Genomic DNA, 16,607 nt, shown 5'->3' with positions numbered 1-16,607 from the left:
CTCACGACGTCAGTGACATTGAGAGTCAGACCCCACCGCACCGAACCTATCCAGTATCAACCGGACCACCCCAGACTCACAGTGACATTGGTCGGCGTCAGGCGGGGGCGAACGTTGCCAGGACCGTCCCTGACGGCGTTGCGGGAGACAGCGAAGTCGGCTGCGAGTTCCGACTCCGTGGGCAACCCTCGGTCGCGGTACGCGCCGGCGTGTATTTGCTGACGAAACACGTCGGCGAACCGTCGTGCGTCGTCTGCGCGTGAGCGGCGCCCCCACGTCGACGGTCGACTTCGATTCACGCTGATCCGAAAACAGAAGGAGATCGCCCACCGACGCGGCAGCCTAGGATAGGCTCGCCTTCAATCAGTTTCAGGTTCCGAGGGAGTCGAGCATGACCAGATCGTCGACAAAGCACACAGCTGCCATAGCCATCGCGGCGGCAACCGTGTTGGCAGGCTGCTCGTCGACCGACAACTCCGACTCCGATGCGGGATCACAGGCTGCCGGTTACCCCGTCACCATCGAGAACACCTTCGGCGAAACCACTATCGAATCCGCCCCCGAACGCATTGCGACGCTGGGGTGGAACGCACAGGACGTCGTGTATGCACTCGGTGAAACGCCGGTCGGCATGCCCCGATACAGCTACGGGGCCGACGAGAACGGCGTGATGCCATGGGTGGCGGACCGCTTCGATCCGGAGGCCACCACGCTGCTCGACGCCGAGACGTCCATTCCCGTCGAACAGGTGGCCGGACTCGCCCCGGATGTGGTGCTGGCGCCGTACGAAGGATTCGACGAGGCCATCTACGACCAACTGTCGGCCTTTGCGCCCACCGTCGCCTACCCGGACAAGGCGTGGCAGACCACGTGGCAGGACCAGACGACGATCATCGGTGAAGCGCTGGGAAAGTCCGACGAGGCCGACAAGCTCGTCGAGGATCTGACCCGACAGCTCACCGACACCGGCGCCGCACACCCGGAGTTCGCCGGCAAGACCATCTCCGTCGTGAGCATCGTCCCCGACGCCGGTGCCGTGAGCGTCTACATGCCGACCGATCCACGGGTGCAGACGCTGACCGAACTCGGTTTCGTGAACGCGCCAGGTGTCGAGAAGCTGGCCGAGTCGGCTGACGGAAAGTTCTACTCCGACATCTCCGTCGAGAACATCGGCGACATCGACGCCGATGTCGTGGTCGCTTTCGTACCCGATGACCGCACCCTGACCTCCAATCCCGCCTATGCGAATCTCGGAGCACTCGGACGTGGCACCGTCGTGCCCTTGACCGACACGAAGGTCGTTGCCGGACTGAGTCAGGCCAGCGTTCTCTCGACCCCGTGGGTATTGGACAAGATCACACCGCAGCTGTCCGAAGCGGCCACCAAGGCGGGTGCCTGACCTCGCGGCCGTGTCGATCACCGATTTCGCGGAAGCCGTGGTGTTTCGGGCGTAGCGTCCCGAGGTGACCGATCGACTCCCGGAGCGTCCACACGGTCGCCGGACACGGAGGGCAGGAATGGCCTACAACGGGTCACGCGAAATCGAATCGAATCCCCCGAGCGCGGATGCCGCACATGCGGTCGTGTTCGCAGCCACAGCAGCCCTCGGTGGGTTCCTGTTCGGCTATGACACCGCGGTGATCAACGGTGCTGTCGGCGCCATCCGCGACCGGTACGACATCGGCGCGGGCGCAACCGGACTTGCCGTCTCCCTGACGCTCATCGGTGCTGCCGCTGGTGCGTGGCTTGCCGGACGCCTTGCCGACAAGATCGGCCGTATCCGCGTCATGCAACTCGCGGCGGTCCTGTTCATCGTCGGAGCGCTCGGCTCCGCCTTTCCGTTCGACATCGTGGACCTCACACTGTGGCGCGTCGTCGGTGGTGTCGCCGTCGGCTTGGCCTCGGTGATCGCCCCCGCGTACATCGCCGAGATCTCCCCGGCGGCCATGCGCGGACGCCTCGGCTCGATGTATCAGCTCGCCATCGTCATGGGCATCGCGATATCCCAGCTCGTGAACTATGCACTGTCCGCCGCCGCCGGAGGGGCCGGCAACAATCTGCTCGGAATCCAAGCGTGGCAATGGATGCTGGCCGTAGCGGCAGTTCCAGCAATCCTCTACCTGCTGATGACACTGACGATCCCCGAATCACCCCGGTTCCTCGTCGCGACGGGCAAGGTCGACCGCGCTCGCCGCATCATCGCGGACCTCGAAGGTGGATCCGACGAGATCGTGGCGAAGCGCATGGAGGAGATTCGTGCGTCCCTCGGTGAGGACCGTGCTCGTCCCAGTTTGAAGCAGCTCTTCTCGAAAAAGCTCGGTGTCGGTCCGCTCGTCCTCGTGGGTATCGGCCTCGCCGTGTTTCAGCAGTTCGTCGGCATCAACGTCATCTTCTACTACTCCAGCACCCTGTGGCAGGCGGTCGGGTTCGGCGAGGACCGCTCGCTGCTCATCAGCGTGGTGAGCGCTCTCGTCAACATCGTCGGCACGTTCGTCGCCATCGGCGTGATCGACCGTATCGGCCGGAAACCACTGCTGCTGATCGGTTCCGTCGGAATGGCGATCTCGCTGGGAACGGCAGCCGTGTGCTTCCACTCCGCCGAGATCACGAGAAACGCCGAAGGCGAATCGGTCGCCACCCTGTCCGATCTCAACGGCACGATCGCTCTGATCGCCGCCAACGCTTTCGTGTTCTTCTTCGCACTCTCCTGGGGCCCGGTCGTATGGGTCCTCATCAGCGAGCTGTTCCCCAACCGCATCCGCGCGGTTGCGGTCGGCGTCGCCACCGCCGCGAACTGGGTGTCCAACTTCCTGGTGTCCGCCACGTTCCCGTCCCTGGCGGACTGGAACCTGTCGCTCACCTACGGGATCTACGCGGCGATGGCTCTGTTGTCCATCGGCTTCGTCCTTCGGTTCGTGAAGGAGACGAGAGGACGGACTCTCGAAGAAGCCGGCTGATCTACCGGTCGGACTTCTCGATGTCCTCGGAGTGATCGACGACGGCCACGTCGCGGGCTCCGAGGCCCGCTACCCAGCCCGTGATCTGACGCGAGACGTCCTGCGCCGTCAGGCCCAGTTCCGCATGGATCTCCGATCGTGACGCGTGATCAAGGAACTGCTGTGGGACGCCGAGGTCCCGGCACGGTACATCGACACCCGCGCTGCGAAGTGCCGCAGACAGCGTGGAGCCGACACCGCCGTGCAATCCGCTGTCCTCCACGGTCACGACCATCGCGAATCCACGCGCATATTCGACGAGAGACTCGGCAACCGGAAGCACCCATCTGGGGTCGACGACCGCGGCGCGAATGCCCTGCTGCTCGAGACGGTCGGCTGCGGTGAGCGCCAGTTCGGCGAAAGCGCCGACCGACACCACGAGCACATCCCCCGCACCGTCGGCAGGTTCCCGGAGCACGTCCACTCCACCGGTAAGGCGACGCACGGCGGGAACGTCCTCGCACACGGCACCCTTCGGGTAGCGGAGGGCGGTGGGGCCGTCGGTGACCGCGAGCGCCTCGTCCAACTCTTCGCGCAGAGTCGCAGCGTCACGGGGAGCGGCAACCTGCATGCCCGGGATGATGCCGAGCAACGAGATGTCCCACATGCCGTTGTGGCTGGCTCCGTCCGAGCCCGTGACACCGGCCCGATCGAGCACCAGAGTCACCGGCAGGTCGAGCAAAGCCACGTCCATCAGCAATTGATCGAACGCACGGTTGAGGAACGTCGAATAGATCGCCACGACCGGGTGCAATCCACCGAGTGCCAGGCCGGCAGCGGACGTGACCGCGTGTTGCTCGGCGATACCCACGTCGTAGAGGCGATCCGGAAACTTCTCACCGAACGCGGCGAGCCCGGTCGGCCCCGGCATCGCCGCGGTGATCGCGACGACGTCCTTGCGCTCGGCAGCCTGCTCGATCAACTCCGTCGTGAAAACGGAGGTCCAGTCCGGAACCGACACCGTGGTCGCCTTACCGGTGAGCGGATCGATCACACCGGTCGCATGCATCTGATCGGCGACATGGTTCTCGGCGGGCGCGTACCCCATGCCCTTCCTGGTGACCGCATGGACGATGACGGGCCCGCCGAACGCTTTCGCCCGTCGCAGTGCCGCTTCCATCGCAGCCTCGTCGTGCCCGTCCACGGGACCGAGGTACTTGATACCGAGGTCGGTGAACATCACCTGCGGACTGACCGCGTCCTTGAGTCCCGCCTTCATACCGTGCAGCACCGAGTACGCCGCGCGTCCGACCCAGGGCAGCTTCTTCACTATGCGGCGGCCGTTGTCGAGGACCCGTTCGTAACCGGGCTGCAGCCGCAGTGCAGCCAGGTGATCTGCAAGGCCGCCGATGGTGGGCGCATAGGAGCGACCGTTGTCGTTGACGACGATCACGACCGAACGATCACGGCCTGCAGCGATGTTGTTGAGCGCTTCCCAGCACATACCACCGGTGAGGGCTCCGTCGCCCACGATGGCAACCACGTGCCGATCTTGCCCCGTCAACTCGAATGCCTTCGCCAGGCCGTCGGCATAGGACAGAGAGGCCGATGCGTGCGAGGACTCGACCCAGTCGTGCTCGCTCTCGGCCCGGCAGGGGTACCCGGAGAGTCCGCCCTCCTTACGCAGGGAGTCGAAATCGTCCTTGCGGCCGGTGACGATCTTGTGGACGTAGGCCTGGTGACCGGTGTCGAAGATGATCGGGTCGTGCGGCGAATCGAACACGCGATGGACGGCGAGCGTCAGCTCCACGACGCCGAGGTTGGGACCGAGGTGCCCGCCCGTCGCCGATACCTTGTGCACGAGGAATTCGCGGATCTCGCCCGCGAGTTCTTTCATTTCGACCGGACTCAGGTGCCGCAAATCGTCAGGCGTCTGGACTCGGGCAAGAACACCCAACGAGATCGCTCCCTCCGTGCTTTCGGAAAACGCAGTGCTTTCGGACAAAACCGTCCAATCGACCAACCGGTTCGGTTCGACGTGAACCGACTCGGACCAGTCTACGGAGCGTTTCGATCGGCCGTCACGCCGTATGGGAATCGACCCGTCACACTCATGGGATCGACACCGTCCACTCGGTGCGGTAACCCAGCATCGAGGCACCCGGACCACTACCGTTGACCCATGACAGATGTGGTGGAGTCGCTGATCCGCACAGTGTTCGAGAAGACCCGATACGACGACAGCGGTCACGTCGCCGACTACATTCCGGAGCTCGCAGCAGTGACCCCCGACTCCTTCGGGATCTGCTTGGCCACCGTGGACGGCTACGTCTACGAAGTGGGCGACACTCGCACCCCCTTCACGATCCAGTCCATCTCGAAGCCCTTCACGTATGCGCTGGCACTCCAGGACCGAGGCGCGGCGGCCGTCATGGAGAAAATCGACGTCGAGCCGTCCGGGGAACCGTTCAACGAGATCAGCCTCGACCCCACCACCGAACGCCCACGTAACCCGATGATCAATGCCGGAGCCATCACTGCGGCCTCTCTGATTCATGGTGAGGACACCGACGCGAAGTTCGACAGAATTCGTGCCGCATACTCCCGATACGCAGGCCGGCAGCTCGACTTCGATCGGCGGGTCTACGAATCCGAGTCGCGTACCGGCCACCGTAACCGGGCGATCGGACACATGCTGCGCTCGTTCGGCATCATCACCGACGAACCCGACGGTGTCGTCGACCTCTACTTCCGTCAGTGTTCCCTCGACGTCAACTGCCGCGATCTCGCGCTCATGGCCACGACCCTCGCCAACAACGGCATCCAACCGCTCACCGGAGATTCGGCTCTGAGTCCGGATCTGGTCGAACACGTGCTGAGCGTGATGGCGACCTGCGGAATGTACGATTCCGCAGGCGAATGGATCACCGACGTGGGTCTCCCGGCCAAGAGTGGTGTCGGCGGTGGGATTCTGGCAGTCCTGCCAGGCCAGATCGGGGTATCCGTCTACTCACCGCGCCTCGACGAACATGGAAACAGCGTTCGCGGGGTCGCCGCGTGCGAGGCACTGTCCAGATCGCTCGAACTGCACTTTCTCCATGTGCCCCGGGCAGCTCGCGCGGCAGTACGGGCTCGCTACACCGTCTCCGATGCCCCGTCTCGAATGCGTCGCTCAGCAAACGAGCGGGCCGTGTTGGACGACGTCGGCAAGAAGAGCCGTATCTACGAACTCCACGGCGACCTGTTGTTCGCAGGCGCCGAAACCGCAGTCCGTGAGATCGGGAACATCGAGGATGGCGTGGAAGCCGTGGTCGTCGACGTACGAAAGGTGGACGACGTCAGCGTGGTGGCGCGGCGCATGATCGGCATGCTGCGAGAGGAACTGTCCGCACACGATTGCGGCGTCGCGCTCGTCGATCCCGCCGGTCTACTCGGAAATGTGCAGTCCGACCTGTCCGGGCATCACGGCAGGGTGTTCGTCGACCTCGATTCCGCTCTGCAGTGGTGTGAAGATCTACTCCTCGAAAACCATTGCCCCACATTCCGATCGGATCCCGTGATCGAACTGCGTGAACACCCGGTACTGGATTCGCTGGACGAGGTTCGGTTCGACAGGATTGCCCGCGAGCTCGAGATTCGCACGTTCGACCGTGACGAGACGATCGTGCGGCGTGGCGATTCCGCGTCCGGCCTCTATCTGATCCTCGGCGGCCGGGTCAGTTCCACACTGAAGGACGGGAGCGGAAACCGGCATCGGATCATGACCCTGTCGGCCGGAATGACGTTCGGCGAGATGACGATGCTCCTCGGGACTCGGTTCCTCAACGACTTCCGAGCGGACACTGCGGTCACCGCTGCCGTCCTCACCTACGACGTCTACACCGCGCTCGCGGCCAAGGAGCCCGAGCTGAAGTTGGCACTCGTCGAGAGACTCGCCGCAGGTGCCTACGAACAGGTGGAAATTACCATGCGGAACTTGATGCAGGTCGGTGGCGTGCGCAGTACCCCTTAGCGGCACGGCGGTCACGCAAATATCGATTGCCTGTTTCGGAAGAATCGGACACTCTGGACGGCAACAACCCGACCGATCGGAAGCAGGATCATGCGCTCAGACGCAACACTCGCGATTCGCACCACCCAGCTGGTCAAACGTTTCGGTGACAATCTCGCCGTCGACGGTCTGGACCTCGAGATTCCGAGCGGCGGCGTGTACGGCGTCCTGGGCCCCAACGGCGCAGGCAAGACCACCGCGATCCGGATGCTGGCCACCCTCCTACCGCCGGACGGCGGTAGCGCAACCGTCCTCGGCCACGACGTAGCGCAGGACCCGGACGCAGTGCGGAGCAAGGTTGCGTTGACGGGACAGTTCGCCTCGCTGGACGAGGACCTGACCGGTTCCGAGAACCTCATGCTCCTCGGCCGCCTCTACGGCTACTCGCGCGCTGCCGCCCGGTCACGCGCAGACCAACTGTTGACCGCGTTCGGTCTGGAGGAGGCGGGCGGCCGGCAGGTCAAGAATTATTCCGGCGGCATGCGCCGACGCCTCGACATCGCGGCGAGCATCATCGTCACGCCCGAACTCATCTTTCTCGACGAGCCCACGACGGGACTCGACCCACGGAGCCGAAACCAGGTGTGGGAGATCGTGCGTGCTCTGGTGGCGGGCGGAACGACGGTCCTGTTGACCACGCAGTATCTCGACGAAGCCGACCAACTGGCGGACCGTGTGGCCGTCATCGACCGTGGACGTGTGATCGCGGAAGGCACCACCGGCGAGCTGAAGGCATCGGTCGGATCGGGATCGTTGCACGTGCGGGTCACCGATATCGCCACCCGCGATCGGGCGGCCATCCTGCTTCGGCAGGTCCTCGATGTCCCCGTCGAGGAGGAGTCCGATCCTGCTGCGCTCACGGCCCGCATCGACGACGCCGAGCGAGTCGCACAGGCGCTCCCCGCCCTCGCCGAGGCCGGGATCACAGTCAGCACCTTCGCATTGGGGCAGCCGAGCCTCGACGAGGTGTTTCTTTCGCTGACCGGTCGACACTCCGAGGAGAACTGACATGACCTCCACCACCGAACGGCAGCAGGATCCGAAGCGGGCGGTCGCCGACGTACTGCACATGCCCGGTCCGCGCCCCAATCGTCCGTCCGCTCTGTCCACGTCCCTGTCTTTCGGGTGGCGTGCGCTGCTCAAGATCAAGCACGTCCCCGAGCAATTGTTCGACGTGACCATGTTCCCGATCATGTTCACCCTGATGTTCACGTACCTCTTCGGCGGTGCACTGGCTGGGTCCACCAGTGCGTACATCCAGTTCTTGTTGCCGGGCATTCTGGTTCAGACGGTCGTGATGATCACGATGTACACCGGGCTCACACTCAACAAGGACATCGAGAAGGGTGTGTTCGATCGTTTCAGGTCGCTTCCGATCTGGCGCCCCTCGCCGCTGGTCGGTGCCCTGTTCGGGGACGTGGCTCGCTACACCCTTGCGTCGGTGATCGTCCTCATCCTCGGATTGGTACTGGGATTCCGCCCCTCGGGCGGACCGGTCGGGGTGGTCGCATCGATCGCTCTGCTGCTCCTGTTCTCCTTCAGCCTCTCGTGGGTGTGGACGATGTTCGCGATGCTGATGCGCACCGAACAGGCAGTCATGGGCGTCTCGATGTTCATCCTCTTCCCCTTGACGTTCGCCAGCAACATCTTCGTGGACCCCGAAACGATGCCGGGGTGGCTGCAAGCGTTCGTGGGAGTGAACCCGATCAGCAATCTGGTCACGACGATTCGCGGGTTGATGGACGGATTCGTCGACTCCGGCCAGTTGACGCTCGTCCTCCTCTGGTGTGCAGGTTTCATCGTGATCTTCGGCCCTTTGACGATGCGTCTGTACAACCGCAAGTCCTGACGATCCGACGAGAAAGGCGGGCAATGACCGGAGTCGTTGCCCGCCTTTTCTATTCCGTGCGGTCGGATTACCGAACCGTGACGTCCTCGGCGTCGACCTCGGGCTCGGTCTCGATGTCGATCGTCTTCCGCAGCGGCCTGTTCGGAATCAGAATCACCGCGACGAGGGTGACAACCGCAGCGATGGCCGCCGCGAGGAAGATCCGTCCGGTGGCGTCACCGTAGGAGAACCGGATGACCTCGGCAACCGGACCGGGCAGCGACTTCAGGTCCAGGTTTCCACCACCGCCCCCGGCCTGGCTCGGATCGATTCCGATCTTCGCGAAACCCTCCGCGGACAGATCCGATACGCGGGTGGCCAGGATCGAGCCCAGGACCGACACCCCGATCGCACCACCGAACGTACGGAAGAACGCGACGACGCTACTGGCCGCACCGATGTCCGAGACGCTGACGGTGTTCTGCACTGCGAGAACGAGATTCTGCATCAGCATCCCGGTACCGAGACCGACGATGGCAATGAACACTCCGACCACTGCCATGTTGGTGGCGTGGTCGATCGTGGAGAGCAAACCGAAGCCGCCGAGCAGCAACACCGCACCCGCGATGATGTACGGCTTCCACTTACCGTACTTCGAGATCAGCTGGCCGGACACCACGGACGCCACCAGCATCCCGGCCACCATCGGGATGGTGAGCAGACCTGCTGCGGTCGGGCTGTGGCCACGAGCCGTCTGGAAGTACTGCGTGAGGAACGTCGTTGCACCGAACAACCCGATACCCACCGATACCGAAGCGATGATGGCGAGCCCCGTGGTGCGTTCGGTGACGATACGCAGCGGCATGATCGGTGCTTTGGCCTTGGCCTCGACAACCACGGTGAGGATCAGCAGCAGAATGCCGCTCGTCACGTAGATCGCTGTTTCCTTCGATGCCCAGGCGTAGTAGTCGGCCTTGCCCGCGAAGGAGACCCAGATCAACAGGACGCTGACACCCGCAGTGAGCAGGATGGCACCGAGCCAGTCGATGGACACGTCGTTCTTACGGACCGTCGGGAGCCGCAGCGTGCGCTGCAACAGGAACAGTGCGATGACGGCCAGCGGCACGCAGACGTAGAAGCACCAGCGCCACCCCAGCGGGCTGTCGACGATGATGCCACCGAGGATGGGGCCACCGGACATGGATACGGCCATCGCCGCGCCCATGTAGCCCTGATACCTACCGCGATCGCGGGGCGGGATGATGCTGCCGATGATCGCCACCACGAGGGCGGTCAGGCCGCCCATACCGATACCCTGCACGACGCGTGCGAACAGCAGGAGCGGCACGTTGTGCGACAACCCTGCAATCACCGAGCCGACGACGAAGATGACGATCGCCGACTGGACCAACACCTTCTTGTTGAACAAGTCGGCGAACTTGCCCCAGATCGGGGTGGAGGCCGCGTTGGCGAGCAGCGTGCTGGTGATGATCCACGCGTACTGCGTTTGCGTCCCCTCGAGGTCACCGATGATCGTCGGCAACGCCGTGGCGACGATCGTGGTACTCAGAAGCGCGGTGAAAAGGGCTGCGATCAGCCCTGTCAACGCTTCGAGAATCTCACGATGACTCATCGCCGCGTTCTCGCCCGCGGAGCCTTCTGCCCCGTTGGGAAATTGCCCTGTGGACACTGACATAGGTACTTATCTCCCGATATTTGTGTGAATTGCGAGTTCGCGCTGATGGTTCGCCGCGCAAAACGTTTCGTTGAGTCGATTCAGCGAATCCACCGCTGCATCCGCCTCGGTCTGAGACCAACCCTCGAGCGTGTCGCGTAGGCGTGCCGCACGTCGCTCCTTGGTGATCCTGAGAACTTCCATCCCCGAGGGCGACACGCGAATTCGCGATGCACGCCGGTCCCCAGGATCTGTTTCACGAATGACATACCCGCCGTCGACCAGTTCGGAAACCTGGCGACTGAGCGAGGACTGACTGACGAACATCTCCGATGCCAGCTCGTTCTGACGGCACTCCCCCCGGCCTGCCAGAACGAAGAGAACTCCGATCATCGCGGCCGGGAGCACTGCGTCGGTCTCGTTGGTGATCAGGTAGCGCAGCGATCGTCCGAGCAGGAACACGGCATCGACGAGGGCTTGGGTCGTATCTGGCTGAACGGACAACTGCGACTCCCGATGCGAATTTCAGTACTTGCAGCAAGCAACTATACATATAGTTGCATTCGCTAAGCAATAGATTCGCATTTCGGACAGACACCCCTCCGCCAGGGGTTTCACCGCACAAAACTCACCGGGTGAGCAACGCCACACACTCGACGTGATGGGTGAGGGGAAACGCATCGAAGGCGCGCAGCGCCTCCACGCGATAGCCGGAATTCCGGTAGAGACCCAGATCCCTCGCGAAGGCGGCCGGATCACAACCGACGTGAACCACCTTCTCCGGCGCTGCCGCAGCCACAGCCGCCACGACGGGGCGACCCGCACCCGCCCGCGGCGGATCCAGGACCACCACCTGTGGCCGCTCCGCCATGCTCGCCACGAGCCGTTCCACTCGCCCTTCGTGCATCACGATCTGAGGACGACCGCCGAGTGCGGCCCTCCCCGCAGCAACTGCAGCCCCGGCGAACTCGACCGACTCGACCTTGCCGTCCGGTCCGACCTGATCGGCCAGCACCGACGCGAAGACACCCACTCCCCCGTACAGGTCCCACGCAACCGAGCCCTCCGACAGCTGCGCCCATTCCGACACCAGGGCCGAGTACGTGCTCGCCGCACTGCGATGCGCCTGCCAGAACCCGGTCGCCGACAACGTCCAGGACTGCTCACCGACCCTTTCGACGGCACGTCCACTGCCGGCGAGAACATGCTCGGACCTGCGAGCTCCTCGTGCTGCGCGCCGTGCCGTAGCCCCGCGTCGACCAGGACGGCTCCGGCCGGTCTTCGAGTCACGTGGTGGCGCAAGCTCCACCAGGTGCCGCTCACCGTTGGAATCGATCGTCACCTGAATTTCTGCACCCGGACGACACCGTATCTCGGCCACACCCCTGTAGGCCCACGACGCCATCTGCGGGCAGGCGAGTTCGGTGACGAGCTCCGCACTGCGGTATCGATGGAATCCGGGACGACCCTCCGAGCCCACGGCAAGGCGCACCCGCGTTCGCCAGCCCGAACCGCCTGCCGTGCCGGGCAACTCTTCTACGGATACGGGCTGTTCGACACCGGCGATCCTGTCGAGAAGTTCCTCCACGACAGCGGACTTCATCGCACGCTGTGCAGGTAGCGCCGCGTGCGAGTAATCGCAGCACCCCGAACCACCCGGTCCCGAGATCGGACACGAGGGCTCCACGCGATCACTCGAACCGTTCACGATCTCGACTGCATCGGCGCGACAGAACGAACCGCCGCGATCCTCGGTCACCCGTGCCAGTACACGCTCACCAGGCAGACCGTGACGAACGAACACCACCCGGCCCTCGTAGCGGCCGACGACGAACCCGCCGTGCCCAGGCTTTCCAAGGTCGATCTCGAAGGCTCTTCCCAACCAGTTCTCGCTCAACTCGATCACTTGTCCTGTGCGTCGTAGCCTCGGCGGGTGGAGCCGACCGTGTGGTCGATGGTCAACGGCTTCGTCTTCTCCGACGAGTTCAGCTGCCACGGAACGCTCGTCACCATCACCCCCGGCTGGAACAGGAGTCTGCTCTTCAGACGCAGCGCGCTCTGATTGTGCAGAATCTGCTCCCACCAGTGGCCGACCACGTACTCCGGAATGAAGACCGTCACGACGTCGCGCGGTGAGTCTCGACGCACTCGCCGGACATAGTCGAGAACAGGTTTGGTGATCTCACGGTACGGCGACTCCACCACCTTCAGCGGAACCGTCACGTCGCTCTTCTCCCAGGCACGCACCAGTTCTCGGGTGTCGGGCTCGTCCACGTTGACCGTGATCGCCTCCAGCGTGTCCGGACGAGTCGCACGCGCGTAGGCCAGTGCCCGCATGGTCGGCATGTGCAGCTTCGACACGAGGACGATCGAGTGAGTTCTGCTGGGCAGCACGCCATCCCATTCTTGCTCTTCGAGTTCCGCCGCGACGCTGTCGTAGTGCTTCCGAATCATCTTCATCACCGCGAAGATCGCGATCATCGCAACGATGGCGATCCAGGCACCGGCAGCGAACTTGGTCACCAGGACGATGATCAGTACAGCGGCAGTCATCCCGAGGCCGATCGAATTGATGATTCGCGAGCGCGTCATGCGGCGACGTTGAGCAACGTCGTTCTCCGACTTCAGGTGCCGCGTCCAGTGCCTGATCATTCCGGTCTGGCTGAGCACGAACGAGACGAACACACCGACGATGTAGAGCTGGATCAACTTCGTGACCTCGGCCTCGAAGATGACGACGAACGCGATTGCGGCACCCGACAGGAACAGAATTCCGTTACTGAACGCCAGCCGGTCGCCACGAGTGTGCAACTGCCGAGGCAGATACCGGTCCTGCGCCAGTACCGATGCCAGCACCGGAAACCCGTTGAACGCGGTGTTGGCGGCCAACACGAGAATCAGTGCCGTCACGGTAGCGATGAAATAGAACCCGACCGGGAATCCGCTGAAGATCGTCTCCGCCAACTGGGCGATCAGCGTCTTCTGGTGGTAGCCCTCCGGCGCGTTGGTCAGCTGCGTTGCCGGATCGTGCGCGTACACGATCCCCACCTTCTGCGAGAGGATGATGATTCCCATCAACAGCACGATTGCGATACCACCGAGCATCAGCAGTGTCGTCGCCGCATTCTTCGACTTGGGCTTTCGGAAGGCAGGAACACCGTTGCTGATCGCCTCGACACCGGTCAGCGCCGCGCAGCCGGACGAGAACGCTCGCGCGATCAGAAACGCGAATGCGATTCCGTAGAGGTGTGAATCCTCCGCTTTCATGTCGAAGCCGGCCGACTCGGCCTGCAGGGTGTCCCCCTCGACGTAGATCCGGAACAATCCCCACAGCAGCATCACCGTCATACCGCCGATGAATGCATACGTCGGCGCCGCGAACGCCGCACCGGACTCCCGAATGCCGCGAAGATTGACGGCGGTCAGAATCACGATCGCAGCAACTGCGAACAACACTTTGTGATGTGCCACGAACGGAATTGCCGAACCGATGTTGGAGGCGGCAGACGAAATCGACACAGCAACTGTCAGCACGTAGTCGACCATGAGAGCACTACCGACCGTCAGCCCGGCGTTCTGCCCCAGATTGACTGTCGCGACCTCGTAGTCGCCACCGCCGGACGGGTAAGCGTGCACGTTCTGCCGGTAACTCGCGACGACGACCAGCATGACTGCCGCGACTGCCAACCCGATCCACGGTGTGTAGGCGAAAGCGGAGACTCCGGCCACCGACAGAACGAGGAAGATCTCCTCGGGTGCATAGGCCACGGAAGACATGGCGTCGGATGCGAACACCGGTAGCGCGATCCGCTTGGGGAGGAGCGTGTGCCCGAGCGTGTCGCTCCGGAACGGCCGGCCCAGTAGTAACCGCTTCGCCGCGGTCGAGAGCTTTGACACCGCCAAAGCGTATCCCGCCGCTCCCAGGATGACCCGCCGCCCGACGAAGTGTCCGAATTGCCGTGCGACCATGCTTGTTCTTTGCGTTCGGACCGGTACCGTTCGAGCGGGTGGATCGACGTGACGAATGGAGTTCACAGGTGTACGTGGTCATCATGGGATGCGGCCGAGTGGGTGCATCCCTTGCGAGCTCACTGACCCGAATAGGGCACGAAGTCGCGATCATCGACCGAGATCCCAGCGCATTTCTCCGCCTCGAACCGGATTTCCCGGGCAAGAAGGTCGTGGGCATGGGCTTCGACCGCGACGTCCTGGTGAAGGCCGGAATCGAGGGCGCGGAGGCTTTCGCCGCGATTTCTTCGGGCGACAACTCGAACATCATCGCTGCCCGCGTCGCCCGGGAGACGTTCGGCGTGGAACGGGTGGTCGCCCGCATCTACGACGCCAAGCGTGCTGCCGTGTACGAGCGCCTCGGAATCCCCACGGTGGCAACCGTCCCGTGGTCGACCGACCGGTTCCTGCACACGCTGACACGCGATACCCAGACCGCGAAGTGGCGCGACCCGTCGGGCACCGTGGCAGTCGCCGAGCTCGTCCTCCACGAGGACTGGGCAGGCAAACCCGTCACCGCACTCGAAGCCGCCACGAGTTCGCGCGTCGCCTTCATCATCCGGTTCGGTGGTGGTGTCCTCCCCGACCGCAAGACGATCATTCAGGCCGACGATCAGGTGTACATAGCGGCGGTATCAGGGACGGTAGCCGAAGCCCTCGCCCTCGCCGGCAATCCCCCGCCGGCCGACGACTGACCGCCGTGAACTCGCCCGCCCACACCGACACAGCCCACCGCCCACGACCACCCGAGGGGAACAGTTCGATGAGAGTCGCAATCGCCGGAGCCGGAGCTGTCGGCCGGTCCATCGCGCGAGAGCTCCTTCGGAGCGAGCACGAAGTGATGCTGATCGAACGCAAACTCGAACATGTCGAGCAGGATTCCGTGCCCGAAGCGGTCTGGGTTCATGCCGACGCGTGCGAACTCAGCAACCTCGAAGCCGCCGAGTTGCAGACCTACGAGGTGGTCATTGCAGCGACAGGAGACGACAAGGCCAATCTCGTGCTCAGTCTCCTCGCCAAGACGGAATTCGGTGTCCGACGGGTGGTTGCACGAGTCAACGATCCCCGCAACGAGTGGCTCTTCAACGACGCCTGGGGCGTCGACGTGGCCGTGTCCACCCCACGGATGCTGGCATCTCTGGTCGAGGAGGCGGTGTCGGTCGGAGACCTGGTTCGGCTCATGACCTTCCGTCAGGGGCAGGCGAACCTCGTGGAGGTCACGCTCCCCGACACCACGGCTCTGGCCGGAAAGCCTGTTCGCAAGCTGCAACTACCAAGGGACGTTGCCCTCGTGACGATCCTGCGCGGTGGTCGCGTCATCGTCCCGCAGCAGGACGACCCGCTCGAAGGTGGGGACGAACTCCTGTTCGTCGCCTCGGTGGAAGTCGAGGACGAACTACGCGCCGCTGTCGGACTTCCCTGACAGCTTCTGCGCGTCTTCCGCTTCCGGGAGGGCCTCGCTCGTATCCGCCTCGTCGGGTTCGGTTTCGGGAGTGTCTCGCGCGACGATGCTGTCGGCGCGACGTACGGCCCACACCGTGACCAGGAATGCGACCGCGGCAAGCGGCCAGCCCATCGCGATCCGGGCGACAGCCAGCCATCCGGTCTGATCCGAGTCGTACAGCTGTGACTGGACGACGTAGCGGGCGCCGAACACCAAGGACCACGCCGCGGTCGCCGCGTCGTACGCGCACACCGCACCGCGATGCTGCCGCCAGGAATTCCCGTGACCGTTCAGAAAGCCCCAGATGAGGCCGACGAGCGGCCACCGAACGGCGATCGAGATCAGGAAGGCTGCCCCGTACGCAAGGCTCATGTAGATGCCGTACAGGAAGTAGCCCTTCGCATCACCGGTGCGATAGGCGATGAATGCCGAGATGCCGACCCCGAAGAATCCCGAGATCGCAGGCTGAATCGGATCCCGCCGGACGACGCGCCAGAGGAGAATCGCGATCGCCACGCCCAATGCGGCCCAGATGGCCACCGTGAGGTTCCAGATACTGTTGACCGGCACGAACACCAGGATGGGAAGGGTGGAGTAGACGAGTCCGCTCACGCCGCCCATCTGCTCGAGAATTGACTGATTCTTCGTTTCGGTCACCTGCCAAG

13 protein-coding genes and 1 pseudogene are annotated in these 16,607 nt (G+C 63.8%); 7 read left to right on the top strand and 7 right to left on the bottom strand.

All coding sequences use genetic code 11. The features are described from left to right. Positions 1–122: 122 nt before the first annotated feature. A pseudogene (locus tag ACFWO3_RS12845) lies at positions 123–299 on the bottom strand (GntR family transcriptional regulator); the annotation flags it as partial. Positions 300–391: 92 nt separating this feature from the next. Between ACFWO3_RS12845 and ACFWO3_RS12840 the strand changes: the two are divergent. Then, positions 392–1,399: an iron-siderophore ABC transporter substrate-binding protein gene (locus tag ACFWO3_RS12840; protein ID WP_378577837.1), complete on the top strand. Its 1,008-nt coding sequence runs from the start codon at positions 392–394 to the stop codon at positions 1,397–1,399. Positions 1,400–1,517: 118 nt separating this feature from the next. After that, positions 1,518–2,957, top strand: coding sequence for a sugar porter family MFS transporter (locus ACFWO3_RS12835; protein WP_378577890.1), 1,440 nt, complete (start codon positions 1,518–1,520; stop codon positions 2,955–2,957). A gap of 1 nt (position 2,958) precedes the next feature. On the opposite strand, the gene dxs is transcribed toward ACFWO3_RS12835, so the two are convergent. Then, positions 2,959–4,893 carry a 1-deoxy-D-xylulose-5-phosphate synthase gene (gene dxs, locus ACFWO3_RS12830; RefSeq protein WP_378577835.1) on the bottom strand — a complete coding sequence of 645 codons (1,935 nt, stop codon included), beginning with the start codon at positions 4,891–4,893 and terminating at the stop codon, positions 2,959–2,961. A 225-nt stretch (positions 4,894–5,118) separates the two neighbouring features. Here dxs and glsA point away from each other — a divergent pair, with 225 nt between their 5' ends. The 3 genes from glsA (at position 5,119) to ACFWO3_RS12815 (ending at position 8,836) form a co-directional block, all read left to right on the top strand. Continuing rightward, the gene (gene glsA, locus ACFWO3_RS12825; protein ID WP_378577832.1) at positions 5,119–6,948 is read left to right on the top strand and encodes a glutaminase A; all 1,830 of its coding nucleotides are present in this window, start codon (positions 5,119–5,121) and stop codon (positions 6,946–6,948) included. 90 nt (positions 6,949–7,038) lie between these two features. Next, on the top strand, positions 7,039–7,995 hold the full coding sequence (locus tag ACFWO3_RS12820) for an ATP-binding cassette domain-containing protein (RefSeq protein ID WP_378577830.1): 957 nt from the start codon (positions 7,039–7,041) through the stop codon (positions 7,993–7,995). A gap of 1 nt (position 7,996) precedes the next feature. After that, positions 7,997–8,836: an ABC transporter permease gene (locus ACFWO3_RS12815; RefSeq protein ID WP_378577828.1), complete on the top strand. Its 840-nt coding sequence runs from the start codon at positions 7,997–7,999 to the stop codon at positions 8,834–8,836. Between the two features lie 67 nt (positions 8,837–8,903). Here ACFWO3_RS12815 and ACFWO3_RS12810 read toward each other — a convergent pair whose 3' ends face one another. The 4 genes from ACFWO3_RS12810 to ACFWO3_RS12795 all read right to left on the bottom strand — a co-directional run bounded on the left by ACFWO3_RS12810 (position 8,904) and on the right by ACFWO3_RS12795 (position 14,387). Next, a complete protein-coding gene (locus tag ACFWO3_RS12810; RefSeq protein WP_378577888.1) occupies positions 8,904–10,448 on the bottom strand; it encodes an MDR family MFS transporter in 1,545 nt (514 codons plus the stop codon). A 69-nt stretch (positions 10,449–10,517) separates the two neighbouring features. Further along, positions 10,518–10,994, bottom strand: coding sequence for a MarR family winged helix-turn-helix transcriptional regulator (locus ACFWO3_RS12805; RefSeq protein WP_378577826.1), 477 nt, complete (start codon positions 10,992–10,994; stop codon positions 10,518–10,520). Positions 10,995–11,118: 124 nt separating this feature from the next. Beyond that, on the bottom strand, positions 11,119–12,387 hold the full coding sequence (locus ACFWO3_RS12800; protein ID WP_378577886.1) for a class I SAM-dependent RNA methyltransferase: 1,269 nt from the start codon (positions 12,385–12,387) through the stop codon (positions 11,119–11,121). A gap of 5 nt (positions 12,388–12,392) precedes the next feature. Next, positions 12,393–14,387, bottom strand: coding sequence for an APC family permease (locus ACFWO3_RS12795; RefSeq protein WP_378577824.1), 1,995 nt, complete (start codon positions 14,385–14,387; stop codon positions 12,393–12,395). Between the two features lie 140 nt (positions 14,388–14,527). On the opposite strand from ACFWO3_RS12795, the gene ACFWO3_RS12790 reads away from it, so the two are divergent. Beyond that, positions 14,528–15,193: a potassium channel family protein gene (locus tag ACFWO3_RS12790; RefSeq protein ID WP_378577884.1), complete on the top strand. Its 666-nt coding sequence runs from the start codon at positions 14,528–14,530 to the stop codon at positions 15,191–15,193. 68 nt (positions 15,194–15,261) lie between these two features. Then, positions 15,262–15,921, top strand: coding sequence for a potassium channel family protein (locus ACFWO3_RS12785; protein WP_378577822.1), 660 nt, complete (start codon positions 15,262–15,264; stop codon positions 15,919–15,921). Here ACFWO3_RS12785 and ACFWO3_RS12780 read toward each other — a convergent pair. Next, positions 15,895–16,599, bottom strand: a complete 705-nt coding sequence (locus ACFWO3_RS12780; RefSeq protein ID WP_378577820.1) for a DUF3159 domain-containing protein — start codon at positions 16,597–16,599, stop codon at positions 15,895–15,897. The genes ACFWO3_RS12785 and ACFWO3_RS12780 overlap by 27 nt on opposite strands. Between the last annotated feature and the right edge of the window lie 8 nt (positions 16,600–16,607).

This window comes from Rhodococcus sp. NPDC058521 (assembly GCF_042719695.1).
In the GTDB taxonomy this organism is placed as follows: Bacteria; Actinomycetota; Actinomycetes; order Mycobacteriales; family Mycobacteriaceae; genus Rhodococcus_F.
The sequence above is the reverse complement of the archived record's forward strand: the minus strand, read 5'-3'. Positions and strand labels throughout refer to the sequence as shown.

What these genes read in the sequence shown, in the direction of transcription:
- ACFWO3_RS12840 (WP_378577837.1), top strand. Translation starts at nt 392, where the DNA reads ATGACCAGATCGTCGACAAAGCACACAGCTGCCATAGCCATCGCGGCG.
- ACFWO3_RS12835 (WP_378577890.1), top strand. Translation starts at nt 1,518, where the DNA reads ATGGCCTACAACGGGTCACGCGAAATCGAATCGAATCCCCCGAGCGCG.
- glsA (WP_378577832.1), top strand. Translation starts at nt 5,119, where the DNA reads ATGACAGATGTGGTGGAGTCGCTGATCCGCACAGTGTTCGAGAAGACC.
- ACFWO3_RS12820 (WP_378577830.1), top strand. Translation starts at nt 7,039, where the DNA reads ATGCGCTCAGACGCAACACTCGCGATTCGCACCACCCAGCTGGTCAAA.
- ACFWO3_RS12815 (WP_378577828.1), top strand. Translation starts at nt 7,997, where the DNA reads ATGACCTCCACCACCGAACGGCAGCAGGATCCGAAGCGGGCGGTCGCC.
- ACFWO3_RS12810 (WP_378577888.1), bottom strand. Translation starts at nt 10,448, where the DNA reads ATGAGTCATCGTGAGATTCTCGAAGCGTTGACAGGGCTGATCGCAGCC.
- ACFWO3_RS12785 (WP_378577822.1), top strand. Translation starts at nt 15,262, where the DNA reads ATGAGAGTCGCAATCGCCGGAGCCGGAGCTGTCGGCCGGTCCATCGCG.